The following is a 17,154-nucleotide window of genomic DNA, read 5'->3' as shown; positions in this document are numbered from 1 at the left end:
CTTCTCCCACACAGAAAAGCCGGGTACACCCCACTAACACAGGGCATATCCGACTGCCATTAAGTAATTACGAAGAAATCATTTACGCTTACTACCTTCTACAGTATTTAGCATCCCAACTCAGTTCTCTCTATCCTGCCAATTCCATAATCTTACTTCTTCAACATGAATATTACTGACCCATTTTTCTTCCTTTAACTTGAGCAACTCTTTAACCGGACCGGTTACGACAGCTCCATACAGCCTAACTCCGTTCTTCTCCAGATAGCTAATGGAGTCATCCAGATCAATAAACGGAATTACCTTGTTGGCGATCGATTTATGCTCCTGCATTAAGTGCAGTGTCTTAAGGAAGTTCGCATTACGCAGTTCACCATCCCCATATGAGTCAACAGATGGAGAAACACTCGTGCGGCTAGTCACCCCTCCAAACCAACCCCACTTTTTCTTTGATTCTTGTGTCACCTTCATATCATCAGCATGCCAGATAGGCATACTTGGAAATCCTAAGGGATCATTTATTACTGGCTCTTGTGTCCTTGGACCTGTATCTGCTGCGAACCATAAAAGTTCAAGATTTTTATGCTGAAACTTCTTCAATAGCTCATCTGTCGTAAAAAATTGTTCAAAAGACAAATAGGCTTCTCCTACCGTACCTTCAGGGAGCTTCTCTAGTTTTTCCCACTCACTGCTGTCATCCATCCTATTTTCTGCAGACTGGTTCTCAATGGGATAGATAAAGTAATTACCTGTCCCACTGCGTTCAAATGTCCATGAATAACTATAGATTCTAGGCCAGCCTAATAGAAACTTCATCGAATAATCTCCAACATTAATCCGCGCATCACCAATTTGTTTTATTATTTCACCCTGCAGATTCATACTAAAAAACGGTCCGGAATCACTACTCAAATGGACGATCGTATTCGGCTGTGAAACAGCAATTGCGGAAGAAACGACATCACGGTAAGTCTCTCCTCTTTCTCCAGTGCTATAAAATACCGCTGTGATGATACTGCTGACAATCAAAAAAATCAAAAACGCAGAAATCACCGTTAAAGTATTCGATATACGTGCTTTCCACTTGCCACGGCGGATGATCTTTTTTTCTTTGCCGGGTCTGTTTCTTTTACCCTTTCCGAATTTTATGCTCTTCTCCTCATCTGGAGCCGGCTTTTCTTCGCCCATGAGTTCATCCAGATAAGCCTGGTAAGCTTCCATCTTCTCTAACTCACGCTCAACCTCATCCCTATCCTCATCAGCAAGAGTGCCTTCGCCATACCTTCTTAACTTCTCCTTAAACTCTTCACTCATGTTCATTTCTCCTCCGCTCTGCCTCACGCAGCTTCTGTCTGGCCCGAAAGATCAATATCTTATATTGGGACAAGCCCACATCCATAATGTCCGATGCTTCCCGATAACTCAGCCCATGAAAATCATGCAGCAGCAGTGCATTTCTCTGATTGTCCGGTAGCTCACTTACCGCTATCCTCATCTCTTCCCAACGTTCCTGATGAAGCAGTGTGCTTTCTGTGGTATCTGGATGAGCAAGCTTTTTGAAATAATCCTCACTCTGAACTGTACTGCGGCCTTCCTTTCGCTTGTAATCTACGAAGGCGTTATAAGCGACACGGAACAGCCATGGTTTAATCTTCTCTTCTTTACAATTCTCCAAATGTAGATAAGCGCGATAAAAGGTTTCTTGCATCAAATCTTCAGCCGCATAATGATCACCACAAAGGGAGCGCAAATAGCGGTAAATATCCATCACATACATCTGATATATTTCATCCAATGAATTTCGCTTCATGCACTCCCCCCTTAACCTAACCACGTATCCCAGCCTGAAAAGTTACAGATAAATTTAGCAACTAGTATGAATATACCAGTAAATCTATGGAAAAAAGCGAAAAAAGCCTGCTGGCAAGGAGTATTACTCCCGCCAACAGGCTTTTTAATTCACCAAGTTACTCTGCTTACAGAACAACTTCAACTTCTTTGAGCATTTCGCTAACGGATATTAAACCGCCACCGGACAAATACCAGTAGTTAGGATCCAAGTAGATGATCTTACCGTTTTTAAAGGCATTTGTATTCTTCACTAGATCGTTTTCAACTGCTTTTTTAGCTGAACCGGATTCACCGCCATCACTCTTCACAACCGCATCTCTGTCTACTACAAACAGATAATCCGGGTTCTTATCCGCTACATATTCGTAAGATACGCTTTGTCCGTGAGTGGATACTTCAATTTTATCATCTGCCTGTGCAAATCCGAACACATCATGGATAATCCCAAAACGGGAACCTGCACCGTAAGCACTGATTTTTCCTTCATTCGCGAGAATAACAAGTGCTTTTTTGCCATCAGCTGTTGCCTTCGTATTCAAAGCTTTGATGGAATCATTGATAGTCGCAAGCTCAGTTTCTACTTCTGCTTCTTTTCCAAAAATTTGACCCAGCATTTTCACGTTATTCGTAAAAGATTCCATATAGTTTGCATTATCTACAGCCACATACAGAGTAGGTGCAATTTTGCTGAATTCTTCATAAGAATCCTGTTGTCTGCCGGAAATGATGATCAGGTCCGGAGAAAGACTGTTTATTTTTTCGAAGTCAGGCTCTTTCAAACCACCAACATTCTCATATTTAGCATCGTTATATTTAGAGAGATAAGCCGGTACATTACTTTGAGGCACTCCAGTCACCTCTACGCCCAGTTTATCCAGCGTATCCAGTGTACCGAAGTCAAAAACAACCACTTTTTGCGGATTGCTTTTGATAGTTGTTTCGCCAAGCGCATGCTTGAAAGTAAGCTCTGTCGGTGCTGTAGTTGCTTCCGTTGTTGGTGCAGTAGTAGCCTCCGAATTGCCTGCCGCTGCTGTGTTGTTATTTGAAGTTGCTGCATTATTGGAGCCGCAAGCCGCCAAGATTACCGCAAGAAATACTGTCATAATCAGTAAAGATAAGTTCTTCTTCAATGTATTCACCCCTAATTTTTATAGTGAAGCTATTTGAATTATTCGCGTATGCGTTAAGAAGCTGGCGCCTTTCACTTCTTACGTTACGTCATAATAATATCCGCATAGTAATAGTTACCTTTTAGAAATAGACACCGATTTTTCGGCCTCCTATAGTTTCAATAGGAATGTCCATGTCATATACCTCTTTAAGAACTGCAGAATCTATAATTTCATCCGCTGTACCCGAGGAAGCTACTCTTCCATTTTTAAGCGCAACAATGTAGTCAGAGTAACAAGAAGCAAAGTTAATATCGTGGATAACGAGCACAATCGTCTTCCCCTTCTCGTCTACCAAGCGGCGAAGCACCTTCATAATTTGGACGGAATGCTTCATATCAAGGTTGTTGAGCGGTTCATCGAGCAGAATGTACTCTGTATCCTGAGCCATGACCATGGCAATATATGCCCGCTGGCGTTGCCCTCCACTGAGCTGATCAATATATTTATCCTGCATCTCTTGGAGATCCATGTAAGCAATCGCTTCGTCAACGAACGCCCGATCCTCCGGACTCAGCTTCCCCTGTGAATACGGGAATCTCCCAAAAGAAACGAGCTCCTTCACAGTGAGGCGTACGCTAATATGATTGGACTGCTTTAACACCGATATTTTACGAGCAAGCTCATTACTTTTGCAGGTACCGATTTCCTTGCCTTCGATCAGCACCTCTCCCGCGTCTTTGGAGATAAGTCTGCTGATCATGGAGAGCAGTGTACTTTTACCCGCACCATTTGGTCCGATAAACGAGGTGATTGCGCCTTTTTTAATGGACAAGGACACATCATCAACGACGGTTACTCCGCCATAACGTTTGGTTAAATTTTTAACTTCTACCACGACTTATTCTCCTTTAACAGCAGATAGACGAAGTAGACGCCGCCTGCAAAATTGATAATCACACTAACCGTAGTATTGAATCCAAAAACACGTTCGACCAGGAACTGCCCGCCGACAAGCGCAACAATGCTCAACAGAATCGTTCCAGGAATCAGATAAGCATGCTTATAGGTACGGAACAACTGGTGTCCTACATTAGCTACCAACAAACCTAAGAAAGTGATTGGCCCCACTAAAGCCGTCGAGATCGAAACGTAGATAGATACAATAACTAGCAGCCTTTTGACTACATAGTCATAATTGATCCCCAGATTAATGGCTTCGTCTTTTCCAAGCGAAATAACATCCAAATACTTAACAAATCGCAGGAAGTACAACGTAGTTAGCGTCAGAACAATGGTGGAAAGAATCAATAGGTCACTGCTGACATTGTTGAAGCTGGCGAACATTTTCCCCTGTAGAATCAGGAATTCGTTCGGATCAATAAGCACTTCCATAAAAGAAGACGCGCTCTGGAACATCGTCCCCATGATCAGCCCTACCAGCAGCAGGAAATAAATATTTTGTCCTTCCCTACGGAACATTAGCTTATACAATACGCCTGAAAACAGGACCATGAGGCACGCAGAGAACAAGAAGTTGATGTTTTTATTCATAAAGGTCATATTCGATGAACCTAAGGCATAAACACCGAACGTCTGGATTAACATGTACAGGGAATCGAGCCCGAGAATACTTGGTGTCAAAATACGATTGTTCGTGATGCTCTGAAAAACTACGGTAGAGACAGCTATCACAGCTCCGGTAATCAGAATGGCCGCCAGCTTTCTTCCCCGGCTGGGCAGAACGTAGTCCCAATTTCCCAAAGCATGATACGTCATAAACAAGACGATGAGGGCGACAGCACTTATTGATAATATAGTTAGTTTAGTCTTCATCTCTAGTTCGCCTTTCTTCTCATCAGCAAGTAGATAAACAGACCACTACCGATGACGCCTACCGTGAGACTGATTGATATTTCATATGGATAGATAATGAGCCTGCCCAGAATATCGCAGAACAGGAGGAACACCGCTCCGAGAATGGCTGTATGCGCCAGACTTTTTTTGAGGTTATCCCCTATGTACAACGTTACAATGTTAGGTACTACCAGACCCAGAAATGGAATCGTACCTACGGTTAAAATGACAACAGAAGAGATTAACGCTACAATTACCAATCCCACGTTGACCACCGCTTTGTAGTTCATGCCAAGATTAACGGAGAAATCCTCGCCCATACCGGCTACCGTAAATTTATTAGCGAAGAGGTACGCCAGAATGACAAGTGGAATGCTGATATAAATTAATTCGTATTGGCCTTTGATAATCGTCGAGAAATCCCCAAGCATCCAAGATGAAATATTCTGAATCAAATCATTTTTATACGCAAAAAATGTTGTAATCGAGCCTACAATGTTGCCGAACATGAGTCCGACCAGCGGGATAAAAATACTATCCTTGAACTTGATCCGATCCAGGATTCTCATAAAAATAAAGGTGCCCAATAGCGCAAAAACAAAAGCAACAAGCAATTTCTGCATTGGCGTTGCGCCTGTGAATAACATGAGGGATACGAGAATACCAAATTTTGCGGAATCCATCGTCCCTGCCGTAGTCGGTGAGACGAATTTATTGCGTGACAGCTGTTGCATAATTAATCCGGCAATACTCATGCTGACTCCAGCGATAATCAATGCGGCTAACCGGGGAATCCGGCTTACCAGCAAGGTCTGTGCTTGAGATTCCGTAAGATGAAAGAGATCTAATGGGGATATATCTTTAACGCCTATAAACAAAGATATAAATGAAAATACTATTAGAAGTAGGGACAAATATTTTAGTTTCATGAGTTGTTCCTTATCTGTTTAATAGTTTACAAATGCGATATTATGATAATGATTTTCATTCGCAATGTTTTAAATTATACCTAAGCCCACTTTGAGGGTCAACCCTTTCATATACTTAAATTTAAAATAATTAAGACTTAGGCTTATCTGCTTAAGTTACATAAAAAAAGACACCCTAACGGGTGCCTCTTTAATCTCTGCCATATTTTTAGCGCGAAGCCATAGGATTTATTTAAATTTCTTCCAATCCTGATTACTGTTCTCCAGCAGATGTGCAAAATCATTCTCCAACCGCTTCTGCTCAGCCTTGCGCTGATCTTCCACTGCCTTACGGGCAGCTTCTTTACGGTCATTTTCCTCCGCTTTCAACGCATCAGATTGCGCCTTCAGCTTTCCTAGAACATCACTGCTTAGCAGGTCTTTTAACGTAGCAGGGCCATCATTCATAGCGGCTCTTGGTGTGGTAGGCATTTTCTTTTTTTTAGCCACTGTCCATCATCCTTTCTAGTACTGAATTAAATTGGAATTTGTTTAAGTTATTGGTCTTTTCGTTTATAATGTTTACTAAGAGGTGAGCCCTATGAAGTCCAATGATTTATGTCCCCGGCTACAAAAAAGTATGGATATTATCGGCAGGCGTTGGACTGGTTTAATTATCTACCAGCTCCTTCAAGGACCCCAACGTTTCAATGTAATTGAAGCGGCATTGCCCATCAGTGGAAGACTGCTCTCCGAACGGCTCAAAGAGCTGGAACAGGAAGGGATCGTTCTTCGAGAAGTGTTTCCAGAGACCCCCGTGCGAATCCAATATTCTTTGACGGATAAAGGTCTTGCCCTGGAATCAGTCATCCGAGACTTACAGAGTTGGTCCAAAGAATGGGTCGATTGCGACACCGATAACCTAAATCCAACTCTCGAAATGTAAGCGTTTTATCTGGTATTTTAGACTTTAAGGCCTACAATGACTAAATCACGCTCTATACCGTCAAGTTCAGCCACACCAGGCAGCATTCCCCACTCTTTAAAACCAAATTTTTTCAGCAAACCAAGGCTTGGATCATTATGTCCAAACACAAAGCCGACTAGATTCTTAATTCCGAGACTAGGGGCTTTCTCAATGGCCTCTGTCAGAAGAATTCTGCCAGCACCACCACCACGGAACTTTTCATTCACGTATACGCTGATTTCTGCTGTTGCATTATACGCTGGACGACCATAGAAGGATTGAAAACTGAACCATGCTGCAATTTCATCTCCTTGCTTCAGTACCCATAAGGGACGGTGATGGCTGTTATGCTCAAGAAACCATTTCTCCCGGTCTGCAACAGTAATGGGTTCCAGATCTGCAGTTACCATCCTCCCAGCAATCGTTGAGTTATAAATATCTACAATAGCTGCTAAGTCTGCAGATGTCGCATCTTCAATTCTGCTGTTCTCCCAATTCATCCCTTAATTCCTCCAAATGTGTTAATTAACTCAGGCCGACCTGCTCCTGGCTCCATTGCCACAGCCGTTCGGCCTCTATTGTATTCTGCGCTCTGGGAGACAGTTGTTTAATCTTTCTTCGATAATAATATTGACCGGTTACCTCTTCAAGATCAGGATCTGTAGCCAAATAAATCGCTGTATCGGCGCCTTGTTCAGGTGTTAAGAAAAAGTATGAGAGTAACTTAAGTACCGACTTGCCGAAGCCTGTCTGCCGGTTTACACCTATATTCGTCCCCACTGCACCTGGATGCAAGCAATTCACCGTCACCCTTGTTCCGTGAAGACGCGAAGCCAGCTCCCTCGTGAACAGAATATTGGCTAGCTTGGATCGGGCATAGGCTTTTGCAGGATTAAAACGGCGAGCCAGGGTTGGATCTTCATAATGGAGCGCACCTATTTTGTAAGCACCGGAGGCAACCACAATGATACGGCCTTGCTCTGCTGCCTGCAACGACTCAAGTAACAGATTTGTAAGTAGAAAATGCCCCAAATGATTTACGCCAAGATCCATCTCAAAGCCGTCCTTCGTAAGCTGACGCTTAATCGTGACTACCCCGGCGTTATTGATAAGTATGTCTAGCATCGGATATTTCATAGTAAATTCCTCAGCAAAGCTGCGAATGCTCTCAAGTGAAGCCAGATCACACAACATGAGCTCGATATCCTCGGAGTGGCTCTTTTGTTTGGCGGCAGCAAGTGCTTCTTCTCCCCGCTGGCGATTACGGCAAACCATAATGACTTTGGCTCCCTTGCGAGCCAGTTCAACTGTTGTAGCCAGCCCCATACCGGAATTCGCTCCGGTAACAAGTGCGATTGTTCCTCTCATTCCAAGAATCACTCCTCTCTCAACAACCGTACCTGAATAAGCTTTAGCCTAACCTTAGGAGAAGTATATTTAAAGATATGTTACACCAACTAGTAGGGTTAAGAAAAGCTTCATGTCATGATTAGCCAACGATAGTTATAGTTCGTCAGGTGCGTCTGGTCTATTTTTGATCTATAATAGGAATATTGCAGTTCTAATCGTGAAGTTGAAAGGGGAACACCAACTATGAATAATGCTCTGACAAGCCTAGAGCAGCAAATGGCGGGCGAAGGCCTGGATGCCCTGCTCGTAACAGATCCCAAGCATGTCTACTACTTAACCGGCTTCGCCAGCGATCCGCATGAACGTTTTCTGGGTCTGCTGCTGATACGCGGAGAAGAGCCTATGCTCATTCTGCCTGCATTGGATGCAGAAGCGGCTCAAGCGGCTTCTTCGGTCACCAAAATCCTAACTCACAGTGACACTGATAATCCCTATAACCTGCTAAAAGATTGTTTCGGCAGCAGCAAGCTTGGAACTCTTGGCATAGAGAAGGAACATTTCTCAGTAGCCCGTTTTGAACACCTAACCGCTGCTGTTCCAGCTGAACGGTTTAGTGATATTGGTCCATTGCTGCGCAGCATGCGCTCCAAAAAGACCCCGGATGAAGTTAAGCGCATGAAACATGCCGCTGAGCTAGTTGAGGAAGCCTTGCGCCGCGTTCTTACCCACGTAAAAACAGGCGTTACAGAAAACGATCTAGTAGCGGAGCTAGAATATCTAATGAAAAAGGTTGGCGCTTCCGGTCCTTCCTTCGACACTATGGTGCTTTCTGGTCCGAAAACTGCCCTACCTCACGGTGTTCCTGGCAACCGGGTCATTCAACCAGGCGATTTCCTGATGTTTGATATCGGGGTGTATGCCGATGGTTATGCTTCTGATATTACACGTACCTTTGCAATTGAATCCGTGGACGACAAGCTAATCACTATTTATAACACTGTGCTGGCTGCCAACGAAGCTGGGATCGCTGCCTCCAATCCTGGAGCACCTTTCGGCTCAGTCGACAAAGCTGCACGTGATGTAATTGAGGAAGCTGGATTCGGGGAATATTTCTTGCACCGTGTCGGACACGGACTGGGTATGGATGTTCATGAATATCCATCACTTCACGGACAGAACGATGACATTATCGAGATCGGCAATGTGTTCACCGTTGAGCCAGGAATTTATGTGCCTGGACTAGCGGGTGTGCGTATCGAAGATGATCTGATTATTACAGCTGAAGGCGCAGAGACCTTAACAAGCTTCCCTAAGGAACTGACTATTCTTCATTTGTAGAAAAGAATTACAAGCCACGGTCAAAAACACAGAGCAGCGATTCCTCCAATAATGAGAGAATCACCGCTCTGTGTTTGTTTTTATTTAAACCTGTGTTCCCCACATCCCGCGAATCGACCCAGCCTCTTTAACCATCCTGCCGACCAGCTCCGCGACTGTAGGTATATCTTGGATCATTCCTGTTACTTGACCTGCCCAGCCGATGCCCTCTTCTTTGATACCATCATAAATCCAGCGCTTGTTGGCTGCACCACTGATATATTCTTTTAATGCTTCATAGGTCGGTGTCACGCGCTCGATTTCAAGAATTTGATCAATGTAGTCACTACGCAACACTCGTGCGGGTGCTCCAATAGAACGTTTGATTACAACCGTATCCGACTCTGAGCTTTCTACTAAAGCTTTTTTATAAGAAAATGCCGCGTGCACACATTCCACTGTAGCAACGAAACGAGTGCCCATTTCGATTCCCTCAGCCCCAAGCGCATGAGCAGCCATCCATCCACGGCCATCTCCGATCCCTCCTGAAGCAATCACAGGGATATTAACCGCATCGACCACTTGAGGAACGAGCACCATGGTTCCAACATCGTCACGCCCTAAGTGACCCCCGCCCTCTTGCCCAACAACAATAACTGCAGAAGCGCCTAATTGTTCGGCCTTTTGGGCTTGTCTGCGTGAGGAGACGAGCACGAGCGTTTTAATATCGGTGGGCAGTAACATTTCCAGTATAGGGGCTGGATTCCCTCCAGTGAGGCTCACCACGGGAACCTGCTCGTCGATGGCGACCTGCACCCGGTCTTCATAACCAATCCCATGCATGCCGATAGCAAAATTAACACCAAATGGCTTGTCTGTTAGTGTTCGTACCCGCCGTATTTCTGCACGTAAGGCCTCAGCATCCGGAAGACTCATTGCTGTGACCTGACCCAGTCCACCGCTATTTGAAACCGCAGCCGCGAGGTATGCATAACCTAAATAAGCAAGTCCTCCTTGAATAATAGGATATTCTATGTGCAATAACTCCGTAATACGGGTGTTCCATTTCATCTTCATCTACACCTTTCCTATCTTTAAGCAAAGCAGAATCACGGCAAATAAAAGGGCAACTCCCCCTGCCAGATAATCTATCTGCTGAAATTGCAGTCTTTTAAAAGAAGTCCTTCCTTTACCATTACCATAAGCACGCGCATCAATTGCATAGCTCAGCTGTTCAGCACGTTGAATCGTTGTGAAGAGCAGAGGAATAATGATCGGAATGTACGCGTATATCCGTTTAGGCAGTGACAATACTGTAAGATCATAACCTCTAGCCTTTTGTGCGAGAAGGATACGATCAAGCTCCTCCTTGAGGGTAGGGATAAAACGGATCGCAATCACTATCATTAAAGAGAACTGTTCTACGGGTACCCCCAATTTGGATAGAGGGGCAAGCAGCTTTTCCAGACCATAAGCTAAGTCCAGCGGCTTAGTAGTTAAGGTTAGAACTGAGGCTAACAAGATGAGCAATATAATACGCCATACAAAACGTAATCCTGTTCGCAGTCCCTCTTCAGTCACCTCGATAAAAAACCATGACCAGAGAACCGTCCCTTTGGTGAACACGGCATTGTAAACAAAAGTAAACAATAAAATAAATAATACCGGCCGCAGCCCTCGCCAAAAAAAATGCACAGGAACTTTCGACAGTAACAACATTCCCAGTACAAAAAAGGTTGCAACAACATAACTAATCCCCGTTCCAAGCATCATAAAGCTAAGCATGAGTATCACGATACTTACAAGCTTTGTACGAGGATCTAAACGATGAAAAATCGAATGTGTCTCCACATATTGACCGACTAATACGGAATCAGCCATGCCCTTGCCCCCTCGAATGCCAAATCGGCAAAATCGCTTCGAGGATATCCTGCTCTTTACAGCTGGCAACTTCAATCTTCTGGTCAGATAATTCCTCCATTAGCTTCAAGAGCTGTACGGGTTCAGGCAAGGATAGTCCAAGTTCCAGCAGTAATTCTTCCTTTTCCAGAAACAATGTTCTGATATCATGATGCCCTTTTAACTGACCTTCATGAAAAACAATGACCTCATCCGAGTATTCGGCAACATCATCCATCTGATGCGAAACGAAGAGGATCGTGTGATTGTCTTGTTGCTGCCATTCCTTTAGTAGCTTCAGCAAAGACACTTGGCTAGCAGGATCGAGACCCGCTGTCGGTTCATCCAAAATCAGCAGCTTCGGATTTGTCATCAGTACAGAGGCAATAGCTACACGGCGCTTTTCACCACCGCTTAACTGGAATGGATTTAAGGGGAGAATTCCCTCAGGCAAACCCACTTGTGGCAAAATCGTTTCAATCGCCTCTGTAATTTGCTGACGTGAAGCGCCCTGTTGATTCAGAGCAAAAGCAAGCTCCTTATACACCGTTGTTTCGAATAGCTGATGCTCAGGATATTGAAAAACGAAACCCAACTCAGGGACAACCTTTAAGCGCCCTTTGGCATCTCTGCTGGCAGGCTGCTGATTAATCCAATAGTCTCCTTTTACGGTGGGAATCAAGCCCTTCAGCACTTTGACAAAGGTAGACTTTCCTGCGCCTGTTGGACCGATAATAGAAATCCATTTGCCCTCAGGAATAGTGCAGTTTATATTGTGCAAAGCCACATGATCGGCATAGTTCACACTTAGATTTTTTAATTGGTAGACCATTGTGATCGAATTATCCCCTTCCAATCGGCTGTTAGCGGTGCTGCTGAATGGAGCAATGTATGTACACGCACTGCGAAGGGCAGATGTAATTGATAGTCCGCAACAGGCATGGTTTCAAAAAAAGTCAGTGGATCGCCGTCAAACTCAAGTCGTCCTTGGTGCAGGAGTAATACGCGTTCTGCTGCAAGCACTTCCTCCATATGGTGGGTGATATGAATAAGGGTCAGGCCTTGACGATGCAGCTCTTGCATGATGGAAAGAACCTGCTGTCTTCCCTGAGGATCAAGCATTGAGGTAGCCTCGTCAAAAATAATGACTTGCGGGCGCATCGCCAATATAGCTGCGATAGCGACACGTTGCTTTTGACCTCCAGATAACTGATGTGGCATAGCCTCCAGATAATCCTCCATTTGAACGGCCTGCAAGGCATGATCCAATCGGCTGCGCATTTCCTCCCTCGGCACACGGATATTCTCCAAACCAAAAAGCACCTCATCCATAACGGTTGTGGTGATAAACTGATCCTCTGGATTCTGAAAAACAAAACCGATTTGCTGATGGATCTCCGCAAGATCCGTTGGTTTTGCCGTGTCCAAGCTCTTAAATTGTACAGCCCCTTTTCGTGGCAGCAGCAGTCCGTCCATGAGCTTTGCAATAGTGGATTTGCCAGAACCATTCGCGCCAACTATCGCCACAAACTCCCCTGCTTCTATCGTAAAGCTAATATCCTCCAGGAGAGGTTGTCCTTTTTTATAATAAAAACAAACTTGATCGAAGGTAAGCATTTATTCAGTCCCCTTTTGACGGTGCCAAGCAGCAAAAAATGCCTCAATGCTATTCTCGGAAAATGCAGGTGCAGGCTTCTCCCATTTTGTCACTTTTGATCCATTCACAGCAAAGATTTCACCGGTTAAATCCGCGTCGGACTCATTCAATAATGCAGTCACGAAGGAAGCAATAGCCTCCGGGTCACCTATTCTCCAAAAGTCAGGCAAAGGTTCATTACGACTGGCATGTTTTTCCTTCAAATGGTCAATTATAGGTCTGGTCATATCCGTTAACGCCGCTGGAGAAATCGCATTGACCCTAATCTGGTCACGTTTCAGCTCTGCTGCGAGCGTCCACATTATGCCCAGTATTCCAGCCTTGGCTGCACTGTAATTCACCTGACCCACGGAACCTGCTAGTCCAGCAGCAGAGGTCATCAACAGGATATCCCCACCTGTTTCACGCATATGTGGTAATACTCGTTGAATGCAGTAATAAGTGCCATTTAAATGCACATCCAGAACAGTCTTCCACTGTTCATCCGTCATACGCTGACATTTCTGATCCTGCACAATTCCCGCGTTAGCTATCAATACCTCGATACGACCGTATCGGGCAATGACCTCACCTACCATAGCAGTGACTGCGACTGGATCGGCTACATTAGCAGCGTACCCTAGTGCCTCTCCGCCTGCCTGGCGGATCTCGCGCACAACCTCATCAATTAAGACTTGTTTCGTACCATTTACAACCACTATATAACCTGACTTGCCAAGCTGCATGGCAATACTACGTCCGATCCCTCTTGTTGCACCAGTAATTAAGGCTACTCTATTCATCACTACACCTCTTTCACTGCAAAAGCTCCCGCAGCAATAACATCGCCAGCTTTTGTTGTAAGGATCACTTTCACAAAGCAGTCGTCAGCTGCAAAATCAAAAATCACGACACTATCGACCTCTATAGGCTTATGAAATTTCATATCATATTGAGTGATCCACTGTGTAGGGTGCTCAGCAATATACAAGGATTGAGCTAATCCCATAAGATACATCCCATGTGCGATGGGTCGCTCCAAACTAGCCTTAGCTGCGGCCTCTGCATCTAGATGTATAGGCGCCAAATCTTGGGAAGCAGCTGCATATTGCCGGATAGCCTCAGCAGTTATGCACTTTTTTATCATGATCATCACCTACCCGAATTAACACCGTTTCTGCGGTGACTATAAGCTCACCCTCACACCTACAAACCAGCGTATGTGTGTAAAAAGTCAGTTTACCCTGTCTGCCTTCTTTTTGCACCTCGCCCGTTAACGCTAATTCACAATCCAAAATCATCCCCGCCGTAATCGGAGCCTGATATGAAAATTTCTGAGTGCCGTGAAGCAAGGGTTCACCGATGATTAACCAAGGAATATCGAAGTCTTGCCAGAAAATAATAGGCATCGTCGCAGGAGCGATCAGCTTTCCATTTATCGTCTGCAAGGGTGCTTCAATACTCTGTGCGTAGTCCGAAATCCATTCAGCAGTCATATGGATCTGATGTCGGACACTGTTCATTCTATAACCTCCACGAGTGTTGCCAGACCTATCCCGCCGCCGATTCCCAGAGTAGCAAGCCCTCGTTGGTAAGGGGCATTTTGCATTTCAGCACATAACCGAGTCATTAAAATAGCCCCGGAAGCTCCGTATGGATGGCCTATTGCTAATGCCCCCCCGCCAAGATTGACCTTTTCCTGTGGAATTTGAAGCTCATTCAGTGAAGCCAATACTTGTGAAGCAAAAGCCTCGTTAAACTCTACGATATCTAAATCGGCAACGGTAAGCTTTTGGCGTTTTAACACCTTTTGCACAGCTGGTACAGGCCCCATACCTAAATAGTTCGGATCTACACCCGCAGCTTGCGCATCCACGACCCGTAAAATAGGCTTCAGCTTAAGCTGCTGGCATTTCTCCCGAGACATCATTAATAGAAGCGCTGCGCCATCATTAATAGGACAGGCATTTCCAGCAGTGACGGTACCCTCTTCATCAAAAATTGGCGGCAGCTTTTGCAGCTTGTCCAGACTCGTATTAGCCCGAGGACATTCGTCGGTGTTCACCCACTGCCCCTCTACCGGAAGAGGTACTATCTCCTGCTGAAACCGGTCACTTTGCTGAGCATGAAACGCCTTTTGATGACTTTTCAAGGCATATTGATCCTGCTCTTCTCGAGAAATCCCGTATTTCCGAGCTACATTCTCTGCAGCAATTCCCATATCCGGATCACCGTAAGAGCTAGGCGTAAAATGTGCACGGGTATACAGCTGTGGAACCCCCATTAACGTCTGTGGTTTAGCCATTTTCCATGGAGCACGGCTCGTACTTTCGACACCACCCGCTAAATAAATCTCACCAGCGCCGCTTTGAATCAGTCTTGCTGCTATATTAATTGCCTCTAGCCCAGATCCGCACTGACGATCCACGGTGACGCCCGGAACCGAAACAGGCAGCCCCGCTTCAAGCGCAGCTACCCGGGCAATATTACCTCCTGGGCCCACAACATTCCCAATAATGACATCATCGATCAGTTCTTTAGGCAAGTTCGTTTCGGCTACAATATGCTGAATAAGCGGCGCCAGTAATGCTTCCGGCTCAAGTGTACTTAATAAGCCACCCATTCTGCCAATCGGTGTACGTTTTGCCATGACAATTACTGCTTCTATCATACCATCGCTCTTTTCACATAGTCTTTCATCGCTTGCCGGGCAATTTTGCCACTGCTTGTATAGATAAATTCATCCAGGGTTAACAGCTGCTTCGGCGCTTTGTAGCTTGCTAAATACTGGCGGCAATAATTCTTAATTTCGTCGACAGATAAGTGCTGTTCTCCGCTCCACTTCACGAGGGCTATCAGCTGTTCTCCCCAGTAATCGTCAGGCACGCCAAGCACCATCACTTCATCTATTTCCGGAAGAAACTCCAGCACCCTCTCTATTTCTTCCGGATAAACGTTCAGGCCTCCGGATATGATTTTATTCTTCAAACGTCCCGCCATATATAAATAACCAGCTTCGTCCTGATAAACATAGTCTTCTAAAATAAGCCATCCCTCTCTAAAAGCTGCTGCTGTCTCATTCGGCAATTGATGGTAGCCTAAAAATATCATATCACTACGCACATATAGCTGCCCAATCTCCCCAGGAGGGACTTCCCGGAACTGGTCATCACGAATGGAAATTTGCACCCCGGGATAAGGTTTGCCTACAGAGGTCGGATTATGCTCGGTCAGAACATCCAAATAACTAATATAGCTCGCTTCTGAAGAACCGTAGGATTCATAAAGACGCGCTCCACCAAACACTTCCATGCCCCTTTTCTTGGACAACTCCGACCACTTTGCACCTGAGCTAATAATCGCATCCATCTGTATCTGCCCAGGTACAGCCTGCAACATCATGGATTCGATCATTGTTGGTACGACGAACAGCACCACGCCCGGAATTTGCCGGCACAGCTCTAACACCTGCGTGGCACTAAATTTTTGTGTGATATGAAAGGTTGCTCCACAATATAGACTCTGCATTACGGCGAATAAGGATAGGGAATGCACAAATGGACCTGGTGCCAAAACATCCTTCATAGCTTCCAATTCAAAAGCTATATTCGAGACCTCAAAGCTTTTTAACCATGATAAATGGGTACGCATATAACCTTTAGGCAATCCGGTTGTGCCTGAAGTAAAGCCAATAAATAATAATTCATTCGTCTCATCCAACTCAGCCTCCGGCTTCAAGGCAGCCAGCCACTGATCATAGGAACCTGTTCGTTCATTTGAGAAGGTCAATGTTTGGATTACTTGATCCTTGAAAACCAGATTCTTTGCGGCTTCCGGCTCGGCAAAAATCATTGTCGGCTGGCACTGCTCTATAATAACCTGCAGTTCATTAGCACTCCATTTGGGATCTAAGGGAATGGGAACACAGCCCGCATAAATCGCCCCCAAGAAAACCTCAACAAATTCAATACGATTCGTAGACAAAATCGCGATTTTGTCATGCCTCAGACCCTTTTGCTGTAAGCCATTCGCGATTCTCCGCATCGTTTCTACTAATGTTGTATAGGTATGACTTGCTTGGTCATGGGTTAAGGCAATGCTGTCGGGCTGCTGTGCTGCATGACGCAGTATAGGAACTACTAGATTCATCCTTGATCACACCTGTTCGTAATTTCTGTGACTACCAATTATATACATTTTCTTCAATCGGACTGCCCCGCAAGTCCAGCCCAGACTAAAGTATATGTGTTAAGCGCCATC

At 45.0% G+C, this 17,154-nt stretch carries 20 protein-coding genes; 2 read left to right on the top strand and 18 right to left on the bottom strand.

What is annotated here, in order from left to right; translation table 11 throughout:
• Window positions 1-120: 120 nt before the first annotated feature.
• From NYE35_RS06530 to NYE35_RS06500, 7 genes are all read right to left on the bottom strand, one after another.
• Window positions 121-1,314, bottom strand: a complete 1,194-nt coding sequence (locus tag NYE35_RS06530; RefSeq protein ID WP_341120451.1) for an anti-sigma factor — start codon at window positions 1,312-1,314, stop codon at window positions 121-123.
• Window positions 1,307-1,810, bottom strand: a complete 504-nt coding sequence (locus NYE35_RS06525) for a sigma-70 family RNA polymerase sigma factor (RefSeq protein ID WP_038569189.1) — start codon at window positions 1,808-1,810, stop codon at window positions 1,307-1,309. The genes NYE35_RS06530 and NYE35_RS06525 overlap by 8 nt, the downstream gene beginning before the upstream one ends.
• Before the next feature lie 166 nt (window positions 1,811-1,976).
• On the bottom strand, window positions 1,977-2,981 hold the full coding sequence (locus tag NYE35_RS06520) for a siderophore ABC transporter substrate-binding protein (protein WP_303396593.1): 1,005 nt from the start codon (window positions 2,979-2,981) through the stop codon (window positions 1,977-1,979).
• 121 nt (window positions 2,982-3,102) lie between these two features.
• Entirely contained in the window at window positions 3,103-3,858 is a 756-nt protein-coding gene (locus tag NYE35_RS06515) for an iron ABC transporter ATP-binding protein (protein ID WP_036681845.1), read from the bottom strand.
• The gene (locus NYE35_RS06510) at window positions 3,852-4,796 is read right to left on the bottom strand and encodes an iron chelate uptake ABC transporter family permease subunit (protein WP_036681842.1); all 945 of its coding nucleotides are present in this window, start codon (window positions 4,794-4,796) and stop codon (window positions 3,852-3,854) included. The genes NYE35_RS06515 and NYE35_RS06510 overlap by 7 nt, the downstream gene beginning before the upstream one ends.
• A 2-nt stretch (window positions 4,797-4,798) precedes the next feature.
• A complete protein-coding gene (locus NYE35_RS06505) occupies window positions 4,799-5,746 on the bottom strand; it encodes an ABC transporter permease (protein ID WP_036681839.1) in 948 nt (315 codons plus the stop codon).
• Window positions 5,747-5,974: 228 nt separating this feature from the next.
• Window positions 5,975-6,235, bottom strand: coding sequence for a YqkE family protein (locus tag NYE35_RS06500; RefSeq protein ID WP_076099017.1), 261 nt, complete (start codon window positions 6,233-6,235; stop codon window positions 5,975-5,977).
• 91 nt (window positions 6,236-6,326) lie between these two features.
• Between NYE35_RS06500 and NYE35_RS06495 the strand changes: the two genes are divergently transcribed.
• A complete protein-coding gene (locus NYE35_RS06495; protein ID WP_076099018.1) occupies window positions 6,327-6,671 on the top strand; it encodes a winged helix-turn-helix transcriptional regulator in 345 nt (114 codons plus the stop codon).
• Window positions 6,672-6,688: 17 nt separating this feature from the next.
• Here NYE35_RS06495 and NYE35_RS06490 read toward each other — a convergent pair whose 3' ends face one another.
• Entirely contained in the window at window positions 6,689-7,192 is a 504-nt protein-coding gene (locus NYE35_RS06490) for a GNAT family N-acetyltransferase (RefSeq protein ID WP_036681829.1), read from the bottom strand.
• 25 nt (window positions 7,193-7,217) lie between these two features.
• Entirely contained in the window at window positions 7,218-8,060 is an 843-nt protein-coding gene (locus tag NYE35_RS06485; RefSeq protein ID WP_076099019.1) for an SDR family oxidoreductase, read from the bottom strand.
• A 225-nt stretch (window positions 8,061-8,285) separates the two neighbouring features.
• Between NYE35_RS06485 and NYE35_RS06480 the strand changes: the two genes are divergently transcribed.
• Window positions 8,286-9,380 carry a M24 family metallopeptidase gene (locus NYE35_RS06480; protein ID WP_036681827.1) on the top strand — a complete coding sequence of 365 codons (1,095 nt, stop codon included), beginning with the start codon at window positions 8,286-8,288 and terminating at the stop codon, window positions 9,378-9,380.
• Between the two features lie 84 nt (window positions 9,381-9,464).
• Here NYE35_RS06480 and NYE35_RS06475 read toward each other — a convergent pair whose 3' ends face one another.
• From NYE35_RS06475 to NYE35_RS06435, 9 genes are read right to left on the bottom strand one after another with little or no spacing between them, the layout of a single operon-like run.
• Entirely contained in the window at window positions 9,465-10,430 is a 966-nt protein-coding gene (locus NYE35_RS06475) for an NAD(P)H-dependent flavin oxidoreductase (RefSeq protein WP_341120449.1), read from the bottom strand.
• Between the two features lie 6 nt (window positions 10,431-10,436).
• Window positions 10,437-11,240 (bottom strand): energy-coupling factor transporter transmembrane component T family protein, encoded by an 804-nt coding sequence (locus tag NYE35_RS06470; RefSeq protein ID WP_076099020.1) that lies wholly within the window; start codon window positions 11,238-11,240, stop codon window positions 10,437-10,439.
• Entirely contained in the window at window positions 11,233-12,090 is an 858-nt protein-coding gene (locus NYE35_RS06465; RefSeq protein ID WP_076099021.1) for an ATP-binding cassette domain-containing protein, read from the bottom strand. Before NYE35_RS06465 ends, NYE35_RS06470 begins: the two co-directional genes overlap by 8 nt.
• The gene (locus NYE35_RS06460; RefSeq protein ID WP_036681818.1) at window positions 12,075-12,875 is read right to left on the bottom strand and encodes an energy-coupling factor transporter ATPase; all 801 of its coding nucleotides are present in this window, start codon (window positions 12,873-12,875) and stop codon (window positions 12,075-12,077) included. Before NYE35_RS06460 ends, NYE35_RS06465 begins: the two co-directional genes overlap by 16 nt.
• Window positions 12,876-13,697: an SDR family NAD(P)-dependent oxidoreductase gene (locus NYE35_RS06455; RefSeq protein ID WP_341120446.1), complete on the bottom strand. Its 822-nt coding sequence runs from the start codon at window positions 13,695-13,697 to the stop codon at window positions 12,876-12,878.
• Between the two features lie 2 nt (window positions 13,698-13,699).
• Window positions 13,700-14,041, bottom strand: coding sequence for a MaoC family dehydratase (locus NYE35_RS06450; RefSeq protein WP_341120442.1), 342 nt, complete (start codon window positions 14,039-14,041; stop codon window positions 13,700-13,702).
• Window positions 14,016-14,417: an FAS1-like dehydratase domain-containing protein gene (locus NYE35_RS06445; RefSeq protein WP_341120441.1), complete on the bottom strand. Its 402-nt coding sequence runs from the start codon at window positions 14,415-14,417 to the stop codon at window positions 14,016-14,018. The genes NYE35_RS06450 and NYE35_RS06445 overlap by 26 nt, the downstream gene beginning before the upstream one ends.
• Window positions 14,414-15,565, bottom strand: coding sequence for a thiolase family protein (locus NYE35_RS06440; protein ID WP_341120439.1), 1,152 nt, complete (start codon window positions 15,563-15,565; stop codon window positions 14,414-14,416). The genes NYE35_RS06445 and NYE35_RS06440 overlap by 4 nt, the downstream gene beginning before the upstream one ends.
• Complete coding sequence (locus NYE35_RS06435; protein ID WP_341120436.1) at window positions 15,562-17,043, bottom strand: AMP-binding protein; 1,482 nt, start codon at window positions 17,041-17,043, stop codon at window positions 15,562-15,564. Before NYE35_RS06435 ends, NYE35_RS06440 begins: the two co-directional genes overlap by 4 nt.
• Window positions 17,044-17,154 lie beyond the last annotated feature (111 nt).

It is taken from the genome of Paenibacillus sp. FSL L8-0494, from assembly GCF_038003695.1.
GTDB lineage: Bacteria > Bacillota > Bacilli > Paenibacillales > Paenibacillaceae > Paenibacillus_AQ > Paenibacillus_AQ odorifer.
Note: the sequence above shows the minus strand (reverse complement) of the source record. Positions and strands in the feature narration are given on the sequence as shown.

Coding starts and splice junctions, on each gene's coding strand:
- NYE35_RS06530 (WP_341120451.1), bottom strand. CDS start 1,314: ATGAGTGAAGAGTTTAAGGAGAAGTTAAGAAGGTATGGCGAAGGCACT.
- NYE35_RS06525 (WP_038569189.1), bottom strand. CDS start 1,810: ATGAAGCGAAATTCATTGGATGAAATATATCAGATGTATGTGATGGAT.
- NYE35_RS06510 (WP_036681842.1), bottom strand. CDS start 4,796: ATGAAGACTAAACTAACTATATTATCAATAAGTGCTGTCGCCCTCATC.
- NYE35_RS06505 (WP_036681839.1), bottom strand. CDS start 5,746: ATGAAACTAAAATATTTGTCCCTACTTCTAATAGTATTTTCATTTATA.
- NYE35_RS06495 (WP_076099018.1), top strand. CDS start 6,327: ATGAAGTCCAATGATTTATGTCCCCGGCTACAAAAAAGTATGGATATT.
- NYE35_RS06490 (WP_036681829.1), bottom strand. CDS start 7,192: ATGAATTGGGAGAACAGCAGAATTGAAGATGCGACATCTGCAGACTTA.
- NYE35_RS06485 (WP_076099019.1), bottom strand. CDS start 8,060: ATGAGAGGAACAATCGCACTTGTTACCGGAGCGAATTCCGGTATGGGG.
- NYE35_RS06480 (WP_036681827.1), top strand. CDS start 8,286: ATGAATAATGCTCTGACAAGCCTAGAGCAGCAAATGGCGGGCGAAGGC.
- NYE35_RS06475 (WP_341120449.1), bottom strand. CDS start 10,430: ATGAAATGGAACACCCGTATTACGGAGTTATTGCACATAGAATATCCT.
- NYE35_RS06470 (WP_076099020.1), bottom strand. CDS start 11,240: ATGGCTGATTCCGTATTAGTCGGTCAATATGTGGAGACACATTCGATT.
- NYE35_RS06465 (WP_076099021.1), bottom strand. CDS start 12,090: ATGGTCTACCAATTAAAAAATCTAAGTGTGAACTATGCCGATCATGTG.
- NYE35_RS06460 (WP_036681818.1), bottom strand. CDS start 12,875: ATGCTTACCTTCGATCAAGTTTGTTTTTATTATAAAAAAGGACAACCT.
- NYE35_RS06455 (WP_341120446.1), bottom strand. CDS start 13,697: ATGAATAGAGTAGCCTTAATTACTGGTGCAACAAGAGGGATCGGACGT.
- NYE35_RS06450 (WP_341120442.1), bottom strand. CDS start 14,041: ATGATAAAAAAGTGCATAACTGCTGAGGCTATCCGGCAATATGCAGCT.
- NYE35_RS06445 (WP_341120441.1), bottom strand. CDS start 14,417: ATGAACAGTGTCCGACATCAGATCCATATGACTGCTGAATGGATTTCG.
- NYE35_RS06440 (WP_341120439.1), bottom strand. CDS start 15,565: ATGATAGAAGCAGTAATTGTCATGGCAAAACGTACACCGATTGGCAGA.
- NYE35_RS06435 (WP_341120436.1), bottom strand. CDS start 17,043: ATGAATCTAGTAGTTCCTATACTGCGTCATGCAGCACAGCAGCCCGAC.